General features: G+C 29.6%; 16 protein-coding genes. 7 read left to right on the top strand and 9 right to left on the bottom strand.

Annotation, left to right across the window (positions count from 1 at the left end; genetic code table 11):
* Positions 1-615: 615 nt before the first annotated feature.
* The 5 genes from ABY863_RS06555 to ABY863_RS06535 all read right to left on the bottom strand — a co-directional run bounded on the left by ABY863_RS06555 (position 616) and on the right by ABY863_RS06535 (position 5717).
* Entirely contained in the window at positions 616-1068 is a 453-nt protein-coding gene (locus tag ABY863_RS06555) for a GNAT family N-acetyltransferase (protein ID WP_372793460.1), read from the bottom strand.
* Between the two features lie 10 nt (positions 1069-1078).
* On the bottom strand, positions 1079-2395 hold the full coding sequence (locus ABY863_RS06550) for a phosphoribosylamine--glycine ligase (protein WP_372793459.1): 1317 nt from the start codon (positions 2393-2395) through the stop codon (positions 1079-1081).
* Positions 2396-2583: 188 nt separating this feature from the next.
* Positions 2584-2889, bottom strand: a complete 306-nt coding sequence (locus ABY863_RS06545; protein ID WP_372793458.1) for a hypothetical protein — start codon at positions 2887-2889, stop codon at positions 2584-2586.
* Between the two features lie 533 nt (positions 2890-3422).
* Positions 3423-4610, bottom strand: a complete 1188-nt coding sequence (locus ABY863_RS06540) for a pyridoxal phosphate-dependent aminotransferase (protein ID WP_372793457.1) — start codon at positions 4608-4610, stop codon at positions 3423-3425.
* A 9-nt stretch (positions 4611-4619) separates the two neighbouring features.
* Entirely contained in the window at positions 4620-5717 is a 1098-nt protein-coding gene (locus ABY863_RS06535; RefSeq protein ID WP_372793456.1) for a fatty acid desaturase, read from the bottom strand.
* 146 nt (positions 5718-5863) lie between these two features.
* Here ABY863_RS06535 and rsmG point away from each other — a divergent pair, with 146 nt between their 5' ends.
* Positions 5864-6490, top strand: a complete 627-nt coding sequence (rsmG, locus tag ABY863_RS06530) for a 16S rRNA (guanine(527)-N(7))-methyltransferase RsmG (protein ID WP_372793455.1) — start codon at positions 5864-5866, stop codon at positions 6488-6490.
* Positions 6491-6558: 68 nt separating this feature from the next.
* Positions 6559-6738 carry a hypothetical protein gene (locus ABY863_RS06525; RefSeq protein WP_372793454.1) on the top strand — a complete coding sequence of 60 codons (180 nt, stop codon included), beginning with the start codon at positions 6559-6561 and terminating at the stop codon, positions 6736-6738.
* A gap of 67 nt (positions 6739-6805) precedes the next feature.
* Here the strand turns inward: ABY863_RS06525 and pruA are convergent, their stop codons facing one another.
* Entirely contained in the window at positions 6806-8434 is a 1629-nt protein-coding gene (gene pruA / locus ABY863_RS06520) for an L-glutamate gamma-semialdehyde dehydrogenase (protein WP_372793453.1), read from the bottom strand.
* A 108-nt stretch (positions 8435-8542) separates the two neighbouring features.
* Between pruA and ABY863_RS06515 the strand changes: the two genes are divergently transcribed.
* Entirely contained in the window at positions 8543-9244 is a 702-nt protein-coding gene (locus ABY863_RS06515; protein WP_372793452.1) for an NRDE family protein, read from the top strand.
* Here the strand turns inward: ABY863_RS06515 and ABY863_RS06510 are convergent.
* From ABY863_RS06510 to ABY863_RS06500, 3 genes are all read right to left on the bottom strand, one after another.
* Positions 9241-10410 carry a DUF3667 domain-containing protein gene (locus ABY863_RS06510; protein ID WP_372793451.1) on the bottom strand — a complete coding sequence of 390 codons (1170 nt, stop codon included), beginning with the start codon at positions 10408-10410 and terminating at the stop codon, positions 9241-9243. The two genes, ABY863_RS06515 and ABY863_RS06510, sit on opposite strands and share 4 nt — an antisense overlap.
* An 86-nt stretch (positions 10411-10496) precedes the next feature.
* Positions 10497-10883 (bottom strand): Co2+/Mg2+ efflux protein ApaG, encoded by a 387-nt coding sequence (apaG, locus tag ABY863_RS06505; protein WP_372793450.1) that lies wholly within the window; start codon positions 10881-10883, stop codon positions 10497-10499.
* A gap of 50 nt (positions 10884-10933) precedes the next feature.
* A complete protein-coding gene (locus tag ABY863_RS06500) occupies positions 10934-12178 on the bottom strand; it encodes a DUF5103 domain-containing protein (protein ID WP_372793449.1) in 1245 nt (414 codons plus the stop codon).
* Between the two features lie 188 nt (positions 12179-12366).
* On the opposite strand from ABY863_RS06500, the gene ABY863_RS06495 reads away from it, so the two are divergent.
* Genes ABY863_RS06495 through ABY863_RS06480 form a run of 4 tightly spaced genes read left to right on the top strand, consistent with a single transcriptional unit; the run spans position 12367 to position 16344 of the window.
* Positions 12367-13716, top strand: coding sequence for a Na(+)-translocating NADH-quinone reductase subunit A (locus ABY863_RS06495; RefSeq protein ID WP_372793448.1), 1350 nt, complete (start codon positions 12367-12369; stop codon positions 13714-13716).
* Positions 13717-13720: 4 nt separating this feature from the next.
* A complete protein-coding gene (locus tag ABY863_RS06490; RefSeq protein ID WP_372793447.1) occupies positions 13721-14944 on the top strand; it encodes an NADH:ubiquinone reductase (Na(+)-transporting) subunit B in 1224 nt (407 codons plus the stop codon).
* Between the two features lie 2 nt (positions 14945-14946).
* Positions 14947-15693: a Na(+)-translocating NADH-quinone reductase subunit C gene (locus ABY863_RS06485; protein WP_372793446.1), complete on the top strand. Its 747-nt coding sequence runs from the start codon at positions 14947-14949 to the stop codon at positions 15691-15693.
* Between the two features lie 3 nt (positions 15694-15696).
* Positions 15697-16344 carry an NADH:ubiquinone reductase (Na(+)-transporting) subunit D gene (locus ABY863_RS06480; protein ID WP_372793445.1) on the top strand — a complete coding sequence of 216 codons (648 nt, stop codon included), beginning with the start codon at positions 15697-15699 and terminating at the stop codon, positions 16342-16344.
* Positions 16345-16347 lie beyond the last annotated feature (3 nt).

Here is a 16347-nt window from a genome sequence, read left to right as displayed (position 1 = left end):
TTTTTTTAAAATTTTAAGATGTTGAAAGACTTTTATAGACGTCTTTCTTAGCACTTCGTTTTTTGAGCACACCTTTAGGTTGTAAATAAAAAAACCACGTTTTTGGTTTCTTCTCAAACTGCTATATGCAGTGTGGGTGTGTTTAACCAAATTTAAATCATACTAGCTACCGTGCATATAATTAAGTATATGCTTAAATTTTTATGTTAAAAATTTTGGTAGGCTAAAAGAAGTCATGTAGATTTGTACTGTAAAATAAATCTGACGCTTCTTTTAGCGTTACCACATTTAAAAGTCTTAAAGTTGTCGCTTTAGGACTTTTGTTTTTTCTACTACAAACATATTGTTTAATTAAATCAAAACTATTCTTTTAAACAATTTTTTATTAACATCTTATTGTGGGCAAGTTGATTCTTCAGTATTTTAATTTCTTCTAAAAACCAACACATTTAAATTTAATATTTCAAGCGTTAAACATGTTCATTACAAAGATAAAGTTAAACTATATAAGGAAAATAAAACGAAGCATACACTTACTTAAACCAAAAGCAAAATCACCCTTTCATACTAAAATGAAAAGGTGATTTTATAATTGTAATAAATGTTGATTTTTTATTAAGGATTATAGGTAAGCAACCATTCTTTATAAGCTGAATTAGTACTTTCTTTTAAGAGTTTAAAACCATTTTTCTTATAAAAATAGCTAAGAGATTCTTCTTCAATAGTGAGCCAATATTTTTGATTTTTATTTTCTTCTTTAAGTTTAGCTAACCATTTTGATGCTAATTGTTGATTCCTTTTTTGAGGAATTACCCATAGATAACCAATATATAAATAACCTTCTTGGTATAAATATTGAAATGATTTTTCGAAATCAGACATTTCAGGGTGATTGTTTGAAAAAACAATGCCGCCAGCAACTATCTCATGTTCATCTTTTAAAACATAAATTGCTGATGTTTTTTTATAAGCATCCCATTCAGGAACAATAATACGTTGCCAATCTGCAGGTAATATATCAAAAAATTGTTTTGGAGATTTGTTTAAATTAATAAAGTCTAAAGTCATTTTTTTTAGTTTAGATTAAACCCCAAGACATTAACTTGTCTGATTCGTTAAACCATCTATCACCAATATCAGTTCTATAATAACTGTTATTTACAATAATGGTATGAACACGGTTATACATCATTTTTTGAGCATCTTTCATTGTGATTCCTGTGCCAGTTACTAATAATGCAATACCCGTATTTCCTGTAATAAGCCATTCATCATTTATTTTCTTTAAATGCATTGGGTGTATTCCTTCTTTTAAATCCTTTTTAAAAATGACTACTGAATCTTTAGAAAACAAATTAAAACTTTTTTTATCTTCATAAGGAAATGGAGGAACAACAATAAACACACCTACTTGAAATCCTTTTTTCACATTAATCATAAACTTTTGGCCGTTGGCTATTTTGTATAGCATATTGCCAATAGGTTCATTAATACCAGCTCTTTGAATAAATATTTGTGGATATCCAAACCGAGGTGTAAATTCTAAAGGATAAATACCATTTCCATTTACAATACAGTTAAGATCTATATGTCCAATAAAATGATTTTTTGCCAATGTAGTTTCAAATTTTTTCAGTGTTGCATCAAAAATTGGAGAATCTTTCACCCAAAACATGCTACTGCCCATTTCTCCTGTTGAAACACCTAATTCTTTTGGAAAAAGTTTTTTATGTTCAAAAGTAATATTGATGGGATGTATAAATTCTTTTCCATTAAAAAATGCAGAAACTGAGACTTCAACCCCTTTTACTTTTCTTTGAAGTTGAAAATTCCCAAAATTGTTTCCCCAAGATTTTTCATAAGCTTTTAATACACGAATCACGTCTAAGCCCTCATCATCACTTCCAACAAAAAGCAATTGTTTTAAATCTTGAATTTCTCCACAAGGTTTAATTACATAAGCATCGGGTTTCGCTTTTACATAGCTAATAGCCTCTTCAAAATTGCAAAATTCCTTAAATGGTAATACTTTTATTTTGTGTTTTCTAAGTTCTTCTTGCCCAAAATTTCTGTCTAATTCTAATTGATCGCTATACTCACAACCTCCAAAAACTAGTTTTCCAGAAGCTCTAAGTTCCTCACATATTTTTCCGTAACCCGTATAATCAAAAATAATTAGATCTGCCCATTCTACATGTTTTCTCCAATCTTGAACTTTTTTGATGAAACCATAACCAATTTCTTTTGAAGGTTTATCTTCAATATACATTTTTACGGCATTCCCTTCTAAGAGAATTGAGTAGGCAATATCTAGAGATTCACCCCATTTTGAAACAACTAAATAGTTTCTTTTAATTGTTTCTTCTTTTTTTTTATAATTTGAATTTATTTCCACTTAGTGTACCTTTAATAGGTAGTTTCTATTTTATTTAAATAATATTATTGATTGTCAGCTTTTTAAGAACTGAATTTACGATTTTTAATTTAAAATAAAGACTGTTTAAAAAGTAAGAGAACTTGTTATTTTAACGGTGTTTAAAATAACAAGTTCAGGTTTTATAAACTTTTTAGACAGTCTCTTTTTTATTTTAATAACTCTAATTTAACGATGATATAAGATTCGTATTCTTCTTCTAATTCATTGGTTTTAGTTTCAACTTTATAGGTTACATTAAATGTTTTTCCTATATATTGTTTTTCTGTAAGATTGTATTTTTCACTAGCATTCTCATTTATGCTATCAAAAGAATATACATTATCATCTTCATCAATAAAATAGTAAATTTCTTCTTCAGCTCCATCAAATGTTGCTTTGATAGCAGTTAAATCTTCAGTTTTATTTGTAAAGGCTAGCGTTACCATTGCAAAAAGAATTAGCATTGTTTTCATTTTTCTTAATTTTTAATTAGTAAACTTAATTTTTTTTGTTCACAGCATTTTATTGCACAATACATACGATAGATTTCTAAATCCTTATTTTTTTAAATACAGATTTAAATCGATTGCTATTTTATGGCAAATAAATACATGTGATGTTTGTTTTTCACAAAATAGTTTTAGATACTATTGTGAAATTTGTGTAGAAGTTAACCTATGATTTGAACCTTTCTAAAAGGCAATTTTTGAATATGACTTCTTAATTTTCAAAAACTCAAATCCGCAAAATAAATTTATTGCATAAATTAAAATGCTTTAACATTCACTGTTAAGCTTAACAAAGATAAATTAAAATTAAATATCTTTTTATAAAATTTATGTATAGAAATAAAAATTTAAGATGCTGTTAGTAAATGGTTTGAATGGTGATTTTTAAAAATTGCTATTTATATGAATGTGTTGTTTTTTTAAAATAAGTATTAAATACAAAAAGGTTTTTCAATTATTGAAAAACCTTTTTGTATAGTTTATAATTAAAAATACTTTTAACTTAAAGCTTCTTCAATTCTTTTTATAGCCTCACGTAATTGAGCCTCAGAAGCAGCGTAAGATATTCTAATGCAATTTGGAGCGCCAAAAGCTTCACCGGTTACCGTTGCAATATTTGCTTCTTCTAATAAAAACATTGAAAAATTATCAGCTGTTTCAATTTTATGTCCTTTAATTTCTTTACCAAAAAATGCTGATATATCTGGAAATACATAAAATGCACCTTGTGGTATATTTAATTTAAAACCATCTATAGCACCCAATAATTCTAAAACCATATCTCTACGTTTTTTGAATTCATCAACCATATATTGAATTTTTGAAACTGGAGCATCTAAAGCAGCAATAGTAGCACGTTGCGCAATACTGTTTGCTCCTGAAGTTATTTGTCCTTGCATCTTGTTACATGCTTTTGCAATCCATTCAGGTGCGCCTATATAACCTATTCTCCAACCAGTCATAGCAAATGCTTTTGCTACACCATTAACTGTAATTGTTCTATCGTACATATTTTCAATAGCTGCAAAACTAAAAACAGGTTCGCCATAATTAATATGTTCATAAATTTCATCAGAAAGAATATAAATATTTGGATATTTTTCTAACACTTTTGCCAAAGCTCTATATTCTGCCTCACTATAAACAGTACCACTTGGATTGTTTGGTGAGTTAAAAAATATCAGTTTTGTTTTAGGTGTAATGGCAGCTTCTAACTGTTGAGGAGTAATTTTAAAGTCAGTTTCAATTGTTGAAGGAATTTCTTTATAAGTTGCTTCTGCTAATATTGAAATTGCTGAATAACTAACCCAATATGGTGCAGGTAATAACACTTCATCTCCAGGGTTTAACAAAACCATTGCTACATTTGCAATAGATTGTTTTGCACCTGTTGAAACTATTACTTGATTTGGCTGGTATACTAAATTGTTATCGCGTTTAAATTTTCTGCAAATAGCTTGTTTTAAATCTAAATAACCATCAACAGGGCTATATGAACTATAATTATCATGAATAGCTTGTATGGCAGCTTCTTTAATAAAATCAGGTGTATTAAAATCGGGCTCTCCCAAGCTTAAACTTATAATATCTTTTCCTTGCGCTTTTAATTCTCTTGCTTTAGCTGCCATTGCCAAAGTTTCTGAAATTGGCAAACTGTTAATTCTGTTGGATAGTTGATTGGTCATAAAATATAATTATACGTAAGTAGGTTTTGTTCCTAATGTTTTTAATTGATGAAAATGCTCAATTAGTGCTTTTTTAAAGGTTTTATATTCGTTATAAGGTAAATTAAATTCCGCAGCTGTTTCTTTTACAATTTTTGCAATTTTCCCATAATGAACATGTGAAATATGAGGAAAAATATGATGTTCAACCTGATGGTTAAGTCCTCCTGTATACCAGGATACAAACTTATTTTTTGGTGCAAAATTAGACGTAGTAAATAATTGATGAACAGCCCAAGTATGCTCTAAATTTCCTTCCTTATCAGGTAAAGGCATTTCTGTTTTAGGAACGATATGAGCCAATTGAAAAACAACGCTTAAAATTATTCCTGCGGTATAATGCATTACAAAAAAACCGATTAAAATCTTCCACCAAGCAATATCTAAAACAAGTAGCGGTAAAACAATCCATAAAAAATAATAAACTAATTTAGTAATAATTAAAACAGTCCACTCTGTAGTTGGGTTTGGAAATTTCCCATACGAAAGTTTACGTTTTAAATAATTGTGCATTTGTTTAAAATCGGTGGTAATAGCCCAGTTTATAGTTAATAACCCATACAATAAAAACGAATAATACTTTTGAAACTTATGAATTTTTAACCATTTGGCATGTTTTGAAAAGCGAATAATTCTTCCGGCATCAATATCTTCATCATATCCTTCAATATTGGTAAAAGTATGATGCAATACATTGTGTTGCACTTTCCAATTGTATACGTTTCCTGCTAAAATGTAAATACTGCTTCCCATTAATTTGTTTACCCATTTTTTGCTTGAAAAAGAGTCGTGATTGCTATCGTGCATCACATTCATTCCAACACCCGCCATACCAATTCCAATCACAACGGTTAGTAATAGTAATGCCCATTGTGGCATATTTACAGTTAATATTAAGAGTAAAGGGACTAAAAAAATAGCGAACATAATAATAGCTTTGGAGTATAAATTCCAATTACCTGTACGTTTAATTTTATTTTCTTTAAAATAAGTATTGACTCTTTTGTTCAGCGTTTTAAAAAAAGCAGCTTTGTCAATCCTTGAAAAATGTATTGCCTTATTAATCATAAATTAAATTATATATGTCAAATATACTCCCCAAAATTACACCAATTATACTGTCAAGTAAAAATTTTATGAAAAAAATAACATTTTTTTAAAAGTTGTGAGTTTAATTTAGGAAAGCGTAATTTTGCCATCCAAATATTTATCCAATGGAATTTATCACAAAGTATTTTTCTAATTTATCAGAAATTCAAATAAATCAATTTTCTAAATTAGAAGATTTATACAAAGAGTGGAATGCTCAAATTAACGTAATTTCAAGAAAAGATATTGATGAATTGTATGTTCATCATGTATTACATTCATTAGGAATTGCAAAAGTACAACCTTTTCAACCTAAAGCATCTGTGTTAGATGTTGGTACTGGAGGCGGTTTCCCAGGTATTCCATTAGCTATATTGTTTCCTGAAACAAATTTTTATTTGGTAGACTCTATTGGAAAAAAAATTAAGGTAGTAAATGAAGTTGCTACTGCACTTGGTTTAGAAAACGTAAAAGCAGAAGCTATTAGGGCTGAAAACGTAAAAGGGGAGTTCGATTTTATTGTGAGTAGAGCAGTTACCAATATGGATGATTTTTCTAAGTGGGTAAAAACCAAAGTTGCGAAAAAGCAAAGACACGAATTGAAAAATGGAATTTTATATTTAAAAGGTGGTGATTTAGCAGAAGAATTAGCGAATTTTCCTAAGGCAACACAATACAATTTAACAGATTTTTTTGATGAGGAATTTTTTGAAACTAAAAAAGTGGTTCATATACCTTTGAAAAAGAGATAAGCTGATTAATGTCACAAACCTATTAAATAATTTAAGGTATTTTTGTCCTAAATCAAAAATGTAAAATCATGAGTAACGTTAAAGAATGTTTAGTTTGTAAAAAATCTTCAGTTGAAACACCTGTAACAAAATTCTATTATCAAGAAAGCGAATTTTATATCTGTCCGCAACATATGCCAACAATTATTCATAATCCACAAGAATTAGTTGGTTTATTACCAGGGGCTGATACATTAACAGGAGGATAAAAAATTTTAAATATTAGATAAAAAAAACTCGCCAATTGGCGAGTTTTTTAATGATGTATATAAAAGGTTATTCTCCTAAGAATGGATATCTGTAATCAGTTGGTGTTACAAACGTTTCTTTAATTGTACGGTTGCTTACCCAACGTAATAAATTCCAAACAGAACCAGCTTTGTCATTTGTTCCAGAACCTCTTGCTCCACCAAATGGTTGTTGTCCAACAACTGCTCCAGTTGGCTTGTCATTAATATAGAAGTTTCCAGCTGCATTTTCTAATTTGTTAGTTGCAATATCAATTACGTAACGATCTCCGCTAAAAATTGCACCCGTTAAAGCGAACTCACCTGTTTTATCAACAACATCCAATATTTCTTCCCATTGCTCGTCTTCATATATGTAAATGGTCATAATTGGTCCAAATAACTCATTAACCATTGTTTTATATTGAGGGTTTGTTGTTACTATAATTGTTGGCTCAATAAAGTACCCAACTGAATCATTATAACCACCACCAACAATAATTTCTGCATCAGCATCTTTTTTAGCTTCTTCAATACAACCTGAAAGTTTTTTGAAGGCTCTATCATCAATTACAGCATTTATAAAGTTTGAAGTATCTTCAGGAGTTCCCATTTTAAACGATTTTACATCTTTTAAAACAGATTCTTTAATAGCTGGCCATAAACTTTTAGGTAAATAAGCTCTTGAAGCAGCTGAACATTTTTGACCTTGATATTCAAAAGCACCTCTTGAAATTGCAGTTGCAACTTCTTGTGCATTTGATGAAGGATGTGCCCAAATAAAATCTTTCCCACCAGTTTCTCCAACTATTCTTGGGTAGGTTTTATAAGTATTCATGTTTTTACCAATAGTTTCCCAGAAACTGTTAAATACCGGTGTAGATCCTGTAAAGTGAACTCCAGAAAAATCAGCACTATTTAATAAAACATCTGTAATAGTTCCTGAATTACCAGTTACCATATTAATAACACCATCAGGTAAACCAGCAGCTTTAAATAATTCCATAATTACTTGAGCTGAATATACTTGAGATCTTGCAGGTTTCCATATAATTACATTCCCCATTAAAGCAGGTGCGGCAGGTAAATTACCAGCAATTGCGGTGAAGTTAAACGGAGTAATAGCATATACAAATCCTTCTAATGGACGGTATTCCATACGGTTCCAAATTCCAGGAGAAGAAATAGGTTGGTTGTTATAAATTTCAGTCATAAACTGAACATTAAAGCGTAAAAAGTCAATTAATTCACAAGCTGCATCAATTTCTGCTTGCATTACATTTTTAGACTGTGCAATCATAGTTGCAGCATTCATTTTATAACGGAATGGTCCAGCTAATAAATCTGCAGCTTTTAAGAAAATTGCAGCTCTGTGTTCCCAACTTGTTGCAGCCCATTTTACACGTGCTTCAGCAGCAGCTTTTACAGCTAATTCAATATGTTCTTTTTCAGCAAGGTGGTATTTCCCAACACAATGTTTATGATCATGTGGAGGATTAATATCAACTGTATTTCCTGTTCTGTATTCTTTTCCTCCAATATAAAAAGGAATGTCAACTTGTTCATTGTACATTTTTTTGTACGTATCTAACAATGCTTTACGTTCTGGAGATCCCGGAGCGTATGACTTTACAACTTCGTTAACTGCTTTCGGTACTTTATAAAATCCTGTAGCCATTATATTATTTTTTAAAGGTTTTTCTGATTAAATTTGCCATGCAAAGTTACAAAATAGGATTTACTTTTTTTGTTATAAACTAATACTCAATATTCAAATTTTAATAGAATGTGTACCGTTACTTTCTTGCCATTACCTAACAATAATTTTATTTTAACTTCTAATAGAGATGAACAACGGTTACGTGAAACATTTTCACCAAAAAAGTATGAGGAAAATGGTATTGAAATGTTATTCCCGAAAGATAAAACTGGTGGAGGTACTTGGGTAGGAACAAGTTCTAAAAACAGATTAATATGTATATTAAATGGTGCTTTTATTAAGCATGATAAGAAAAATGCTTACAAAAAAAGTAGAGGTATTATTGGAAAAGAAATACTTCAGACTACGAACTTTATAGATTACATTGAAAATTTAAATTTAGCTGAAATAGAACCTTTTACCATGGTAATTGTTGATTGGAATAATACCCAATTAAATTTATATGAATTAATTTGGGATGAAAATCAAAAGCATTTTACAAAACTGAAGAATGAACCTAAAATTTGGTCTTCTTCTACTTTGTATACCAATGAAATAAAGGAATTGAGAAAAGTTTGGTTTCAAAACTGGGTAGCTGAAAATGAATTCACTTCTTCAACTATTTTAGATTTTCATCATTCAGAAATTGGAGATAAAGAGCAGTCGGTTTTTATGAAACGTTCTTATGTAGAAACCGTAAGTATTACTTCCGTAAAAAAAGAAAATAACACTATTGAAATGCTGTATGAAGATTTAGTTCATCAAGAAAAAACAATATCAATTTTTTAATCAACAGCAAAAGAAAGTATAGAAACAATGGTAAATCCTATGATACCTAAAAACAGGTAAAAGCTGTTTAATAATATAAATTTTAGTATTGTTTTAAATCTTCCTTGTTTATAAAAATTACGTAGCGCTTTGTATAAATAAAGTAAAAACAAAAGTACCAAAACCCAAGAATAAGATTCTAATTCAATAAATAAATTGAGTAAGTAAAAAATCACAAACAGCAAAAAGAATACAGTTTGAGTGTGAAATACAAAAACTAAATGCTCCATATAAGTGAACTTTCTTCTAAAATATACTGCTTTTAAAAATAGTGTAAAAATGGGCAGAAAAATAAATAAAGAAATAGAGATAAAAGAGGTGAGTTTTTTAAAGTAACTTTTGCCACCATCAGATTGTATTTGTTTTATATTCTTTGTAATATTTATAACTTCTTGGTAGTAAAATGTATTCCAAAATGTTTTTTTGTAGCCCAAACTATCCAAAGCTTGTTTATTATTATAAGTTGGAAACTTATTATTAAAGTGATAAAAATCTGTTATTCTATTAAATATATCAATGTTTTGAGTTGTATCATTTTTGATATTATATGTATATTCTTGGTTGGTTTTAGACTGAGAAATATTAAAGAGATTTCCTAAATTTAGAATGACATTAGTTTTTGTTGAATCATTTGGGTTTGCTTTTATGATTTCTTCTTTAGCATTTGTTAAAATTGAATCTAGCTGTTTTGTTCCTTTTTGAGAGATTGAATCTAAGTTTTGTGTTGCTGTTAGAACATTATTTACAGCGTTTTTATTTTCATTTAAGTTGTTGGTAGTTAACCCTAATAATAGAAAGAAAATAATGGAGATATTTAAATACAATTGAAACGGGTTTACAAATCTAGCTCGTTTACCTTCAATATATTCTTTTGAAACTTTCCCTGGTTTTGTTAACAAAGGAATAAATGTGGTCCAAAAACGAGAGTCATAAGAAAAAAAACCTGAAAATAAATTACTTATAAAATAGCTAAAGCTTAATTTTTTTATGGTATTTTTTTGTCCACAAAATGAGCAAAAATTTTCATTTCCTGTTAATGGTTGGCCACAGTTTAAACATTCTAACCCTTTAGTTTCTATTCGTGTGGGTTTAAGACTTGGTTTGAATTTTATAATGCTAAATTTCATAGATTCTTTTTTTTAGCTGTGTGCTTGCTGAGAACACACATTTCCCCATTTGAGTTAAAATTAATAAAAGTTCATTTCATTTATTTTTAGTTACTAATATTAGGAACTATTAATTGAAATGTGGGAATGTATACTTTAAATATTTTTGTGGTTGCAAAATTTACCATATTGTAAAAACCAGACATAGCACCAATAGGAGAAGTTAAAAAACAATTAGATGCATAGGTGTGAATTTGACCTGGTTTTAAAATTGGTTTTTTGCCAATAACTCCAGAACCTTCAACTATTTCAACATTGTTTAATGAATCAAAAATTTTCCAGTGGCGCTCTAAAAGTTGCACAGTTTCATTACTCTGGTTTTCAATAGTAACCTGATAACTAAAAACATAGTATAGTTTATAATTTCGATAACTTGTGGTTTCAAAATTAGAAATTACAGAAATTTTTATGCCATTTGTTACCTGTTGTACCATAGCTATTTACCAAGTATTAAGTATTTCAAAGATACTAAAAATCTAATAGGTTAGTTGTTAATTTTTTCGGAATTACCAAAACCAACACCAATAACTTGTGTATATCTACTTCCAAATTTAGTATAATACACTAAAACGGTGTAATCATTTTCTGTTTGGTAGTATGAACCATCAATATCATAATTGCTAAGCACTCCATTTTCAGTTTTAGTCATGTATTGATAATTGTAAAACCCTTGTTTTAGAAGAAGTGAGGCTTCATATAAACCAGTTTCTGTATTGTAATTGAGTTTATTGGTTTCATTTAACTGCCAATTGTTAAAATTTCCACTAATGTAAATCTCTTTACCTTCAAGGTTTTGTGTGGTTTTTAAGGAAAAGTAAACCCAACTATAATCGGCATCGGTATTGCTATTTTTTCCAAGGATAGATCTCACAATAAAATTACCATTTACATCAGGAAATAAGGTATATGGTTTGTTTATTCTTTCTTCATTTGTATATAAATAAGTATTGTAAAGTTCGTTTCCTAATTCAACATTGGCAATATTTAGGGTAGAACTTCTAATGTCTTTTGAATCAAAATATAAAAATTCATTTCCACCCCAAAAACTAGTTTCTTTGTTGTACTTATAAAGTAATTGGGTTCCTCTGTAAAACTGAGGTTTTAAACCGCTAATAGCTGTTTGCCAATTGTTGTTTTGAAGAATTACAGGAATTATTTCCTCATCGGGATTGTTAATTCTAAAGTTTGGATTGTTAATAATAAATTCAACCGATTGTTTTGTGTTTATTGTTGAAATATCTCTGCTTTTGTAAACGGTAACCCCAACAGTTACTTTTGGTTCATAAACCACAAAATGACGCTTAAAAACAACTTCATTATCTTCATTTAAAATCGACAATATATAATTTCCTGAAATTTTAATTTGGGTATTTTCGTTTGGAATTGTTAACGTATAATTTGTGTACGGCTGAAGCGTATTAAAAGAATTTTCGTAATTCCGAATTCTATCTTCAGCATACCCTTTAATAAATTCAGATTCAGATAAATCTGAAGGTTCCCAATTTATATTGCAATGTTCAATTTTATAGGTGTAATCTTCTTCGTTTGCATTTAAATCATCAAATGAAAGATTAATTCTTTCCCCAAGTTTAATAATTGGCGCATAAGTATTTAAAACAGCAGATTTAAAAACAATGGTTTTAATATAGTCAGGTTCCGTAAAATTAGATTGTGAATAACCAAATTGAATAAAATAGGAAAAACAGAAAAGCAGATAATATTTTTTCAAAGTAATTAGGATTTTTTAATTGATATTAACAATATGCATACCAAAAAGGTAAATGTAAAAGTAATAAAACTAATTTGCATTTTAAATGATTATAAATGTTACATAAAAACATGATAAAAATCATACATCATAAGTTAGAAATTGTTATTTTTGCTCCGTTTTTAAAGACTATTAATTAAACTATAAATATGTCACAGGACATTCAAATTAAAAAAGGTTTAGATATTAAGCTAAAAGGTGAATCTGAAAAAATTACCGAGAATGCCTTATCTAGTAATGTTTTTACATTAAAGCCTGAAGACTTCCACAGTATTATTCCAAAATTATCAGTAAAAGTTGGCGAAAAATTAAAAGCTGGTGAATCAGTTTTTTATAATAAAGCGAATGAGGAAATGAAATTTCCTTCTCCAGTAAGTGGTGAAGTAATTGACATTGTACGTGGTGAAAAAAGAAAAATATTAGCAATTAAGATTCAAGCTGATAGTGAGCAACAATTTTTTGATTTTGGGATAAAAGACCCAAAAACAATGAAAGCTGATGCCATTAAAAACCACTTGTTAGCATCAGGTTGTTGGCCATTTATAATGCAAAGACCTTATGCTGTAATTGCAAATCCGACAAAAACACCTAAAGCAATTTTTATTTCTGCCTATGCAAGTGCTCCTTTAGCTGCTAATTACGATTATGTTTTGGCAGGAAAAGAAAATGAGTTACAAGCAGCAGTTACTGCTTTAAGTAAATTAACTTCAGGTGAAGTTCATGTCTCTGTAGGGAAAAATGCAAACTCACCTTTTGACGGGTTAAACAATATTACATTGCATAAAGTTTCAGGGCCACATCCTTCAGGGAATGTTGGTACTCAAATTGCAAAAATTGATCCAGTAAATAAAGGCGAAGTTGTTTGGACTATAGAGCCACAAGACTTGGTTATTATTGGTGAACTGCTATTAACAGGTAAATTTAATGCTGAACGTATTATTGCTTTGGCGGGCTCATTTGTTAAAGCACCTAAATATTACAAAACTAAAATTGGCGCTACTATTTCTTCAATTGTTGAGGGTAAATTAAAAGAAGGAAATTCAAGAATTATTAGCGGAAATGTTTTAACTGGAACTACTCAAAACTTAAAAGGAAACTTAGGCTACTATAATAATATGGTAACGGTAATTCCTGAAGGTGATGATTATGAGTTTTTTGGTTGGACAATGCCTGTTTTTAATAAGATCTCAACATCAAGAGCATTAACTTTTTCTTGGTTGTTTCCTAATAAAAAGTTTGATTTAAATACCAATACAAACGGGGAGCATAGAGCATTTGTAGTTACAGGTAACTATGAAGAAGTTTTTCCTTTAGATATGTATCCAATGCAAGTATTAAAAGCTTGTTTGTATAAAGATTTAGATGAAATGGAGAGTTTAGGAATGTACGAAGTTGCACCAGAGGATTTTGCCTTAACAGAATTTGTATGTGTTTCTAAACAGCCACATCAAGAAATTATAAGAAAAGGCTTAGACTTAATGTTAAAAGAAATAGGATAAGATTATGGGATTAAAAGAAAAATTACATAATATAAAAGAAAAAGGAAAGGGTAAAAAGTGGTTATCTGCTTATTCCGCTTTTCATACTTTCGTGTATACACCAAATGAGACAACACATTCAGGAGGTCATATAAAAGGAGCTGATGATTTAAAGCGTACTATGACAAATGTTATAATACCTTTAATTCCGATATTAATTTTTGCAATGTTTAATGTTGGGTTTCAACAAAATATTGCAATTAATGGATATCAAGATGGTATGTCATTTCTAAGTAGTAATTTTTGGAATTTTGATAATTTCTTAATTGGAGCTATAAAATTAGTTCCTCTATTACTTGTTTCATATGTTGTTGGTTTAGGAATTGAAGTTATTTTTGCAACAATTAATAACCACGAAGTAGAAGAGGGTTATTTTGTTTCAGGAATGTTAGTTCCATTAATTATACCAATTGACACACCGCTTTGGATGCTTGCAGTTGCAGTTGCTTTTGGAGTAGTAATAGGAAAAGAAGTATTTGGCGGTACGGGAATGAATATCTTAAATCCAGCATTAACTATTAGGGCATTTTTATTCTTTGCTTATCCTACTTGGATGAGTGGAGATAAAGTATGGGTGACTGGTGCAGTTGAAAGAGCGAATGAAATGGCTAAAGGCGCCAATTTAGATGCCATTTCTGGTGAAACTATTTTAGGAAGTTTGGCCCAAGGGAAAGAAATTGTGTATTCAGTATCTGATATGTTCTTCGGTTTTATACCAGGTTCAGTTGGAGAAACATCAACATTTTTAATAGTATTGGGAGGTTTATATTTAATATTTACCAAAGTTGGAAGTTGGAGAATCATGTTATCTGCCGTTATAGGAGCATTAGTAATGGGACTTATATTTAACGGTGTTGTAGATGCAGGTTGGATAAATGAAGGAAGCAAATTTTATAGTTTAATGAGTACAGAGTATTGGCGTCACCTATTAATAGGAGGACTGGCATTTGGTATTGTTTATATGGCAACAGATCCTGTTACTGCTTCACAAACGAATAAAGGAAAATGGATTTATGGTTTTTTAATTGGGTTTATTTCAATTATGATTCGTGTATTTAATCCAGCATATCCAGAAGGTGTAATGTTAGCAATTCTATTGATGAACGTGTTTTCACCAACAATAGACCATTATGTGGTTCAAGGAAATGTTAAAAGAAGATTAAAACGTTTAAAAACTAAAACAGCGTAACAATGGCAAGAAATACTGATAGTAACGTTTATACAGTAGTGTTTGCAACTGGAATGGTTGTAATAGTTGGAGCATTACTCGCTTTTGTGGCTTCTTATTTTAAAGAGCAAATAACAGAGAATAAGCGTATAGAAAAGCAACAAAATATTTTATATGCAATGGGTGTTAATGAAAATGACGAAACCAGTGTAGAATTTGTTTCTAAAGCAATTGTTGGTCAAGAATTTTCAAAATATATTACGAAGCAATTTGTAATAACTGGCACTGAAGCTGTTGAAGACCCAAAAGCGTATTTGATAGATATTAAAAAAGAAACTACAGCAGCTAAAAATCCTAACTACCAACGTAGATTGCCATTTTTTATTGGTGAGAAGGATAATGCAACATTTTACATAATCCCTGTAAGAGGAAAAGGACTATGGGATGCTGTTTGGGGATATGTTGCGCTGGATACAGATTTAGTAGTTCAAGGTGTTTTCTTTGATCATGCGGGAGAAACTCCAGGATTAGGGTCAAACATTAAAGAACGTTTTTTTATGGATGATTTTAAAGGAGAACATTTTTTAGATGGTGATACTTTTAAAGGAATTACAGCCGCAAAAGGGAATTCTGATCCTAAAAACTTAGATAAAACCGATTATGAAGTAGATGCTATTGCTGGTGCAACTATTACTGGTGATGGAATTTCAGCAATGCTTAAGAAGGATTTGAAATTATATTTGCCTTATTTAAAAACATTAAAACAATAATTTATGGGACTTTTATCAAAAAAAGACGCAAAATTAATAACAGATCCATTAGCGGATAATAACCCTATAACTATTCAGGTTTTAGGAATTTGTTCAGCTTTAGCAATTACTGCCGATTTAAAAGCATCAATAGTAATGTCTGTGGCAGTATTATTTGTTTTAGCTTTAGGAAACGTAGTTATTTCTTTAATGAGAAATATTATACCATCAAAAATTAGAATTATAGTTCAATTAATTGTTGTTGCAACACTTGTAATTATTGTTGATTTAATTTTAAAAGCATTTGCTTATGAATTGAGTAAAACATTATCTGTTTTTGTTGGATTAATTATTACAAACTGTATTATCATGGGACGTTTTGAGGCATTTGCATTAGCAAATGGTCCATGGAGGTCTTTCTTAGATGGTATAGGAAATTCATTAGGGTATGGCGTAATTTTAATAATTGTTGGATTCTTTAGAGAACTTTTAGGCTCAGGAACTTTACTTGGATTTAAAGTATTAGGTGACTCAATTGAAAAAACAGGAGTTTACGCTTATGGATACGAAAATAATGGCTTTATGTTATTAGCGCCAATGGCATTAATAACTTTAGGAATTATTATTTGGGTTCAACGCGCTAGAAATACATCATTAATTGAAGATAACTAGATA

The organism is Lutibacter sp. (genome assembly GCF_041562875.1).
GTDB lineage: Bacteria > Bacteroidota > Bacteroidia > Flavobacteriales > Flavobacteriaceae > Lutibacter.
This window is presented reverse-complemented; position numbering and strand designations above follow the sequence as displayed.

Excerpts from the sequence above, each read along its gene's own strand:
- ABY863_RS06510 (WP_372793451.1), bottom strand. The coding sequence starts at position 10,410 with ATGAAATTTAGCATTATAAAATTCAAACCAAGTCTTAAACCCACACGA.
- rsmG (WP_372793455.1), top strand. The coding sequence starts at position 5,864 with ATGGAATTTATCACAAAGTATTTTTCTAATTTATCAGAAATTCAAATA.
- ABY863_RS06555 (WP_372793460.1), bottom strand. The coding sequence starts at position 1,068 with ATGACTTTAGACTTTATTAATTTAAACAAATCTCCAAAACAATTTTTT.
- ABY863_RS06485 (WP_372793446.1), top strand. The coding sequence starts at position 14,947 with ATGGCAAGAAATACTGATAGTAACGTTTATACAGTAGTGTTTGCAACT.
- ABY863_RS06515 (WP_372793452.1), top strand. The coding sequence starts at position 8,543 with ATGTGTACCGTTACTTTCTTGCCATTACCTAACAATAATTTTATTTTA.
- ABY863_RS06545 (WP_372793458.1), bottom strand. The coding sequence starts at position 2,889 with ATGAAAACAATGCTAATTCTTTTTGCAATGGTAACGCTAGCCTTTACA.
- ABY863_RS06540 (WP_372793457.1), bottom strand. The coding sequence starts at position 4,610 with ATGACCAATCAACTATCCAACAGAATTAACAGTTTGCCAATTTCAGAA.
- apaG (WP_372793450.1), bottom strand. The coding sequence starts at position 10,883 with ATGGTACAACAGGTAACAAATGGCATAAAAATTTCTGTAATTTCTAAT.
- ABY863_RS06490 (WP_372793447.1), top strand. The coding sequence starts at position 13,721 with ATGGGATTAAAAGAAAAATTACATAATATAAAAGAAAAAGGAAAGGGT.
- ABY863_RS06480 (WP_372793445.1), top strand. The coding sequence starts at position 15,697 with ATGGGACTTTTATCAAAAAAAGACGCAAAATTAATAACAGATCCATTA.
- pruA (WP_372793453.1), bottom strand. The coding sequence starts at position 8,434 with ATGGCTACAGGATTTTATAAAGTACCGAAAGCAGTTAACGAAGTTGTA.
- ABY863_RS06495 (WP_372793448.1), top strand. The coding sequence starts at position 12,367 with ATGTCACAGGACATTCAAATTAAAAAAGGTTTAGATATTAAGCTAAAA.
- ABY863_RS06535 (WP_372793456.1), bottom strand. The coding sequence starts at position 5,717 with ATGATTAATAAGGCAATACATTTTTCAAGGATTGACAAAGCTGCTTTT.
- ABY863_RS06525 (WP_372793454.1), top strand. The coding sequence starts at position 6,559 with ATGAGTAACGTTAAAGAATGTTTAGTTTGTAAAAAATCTTCAGTTGAA.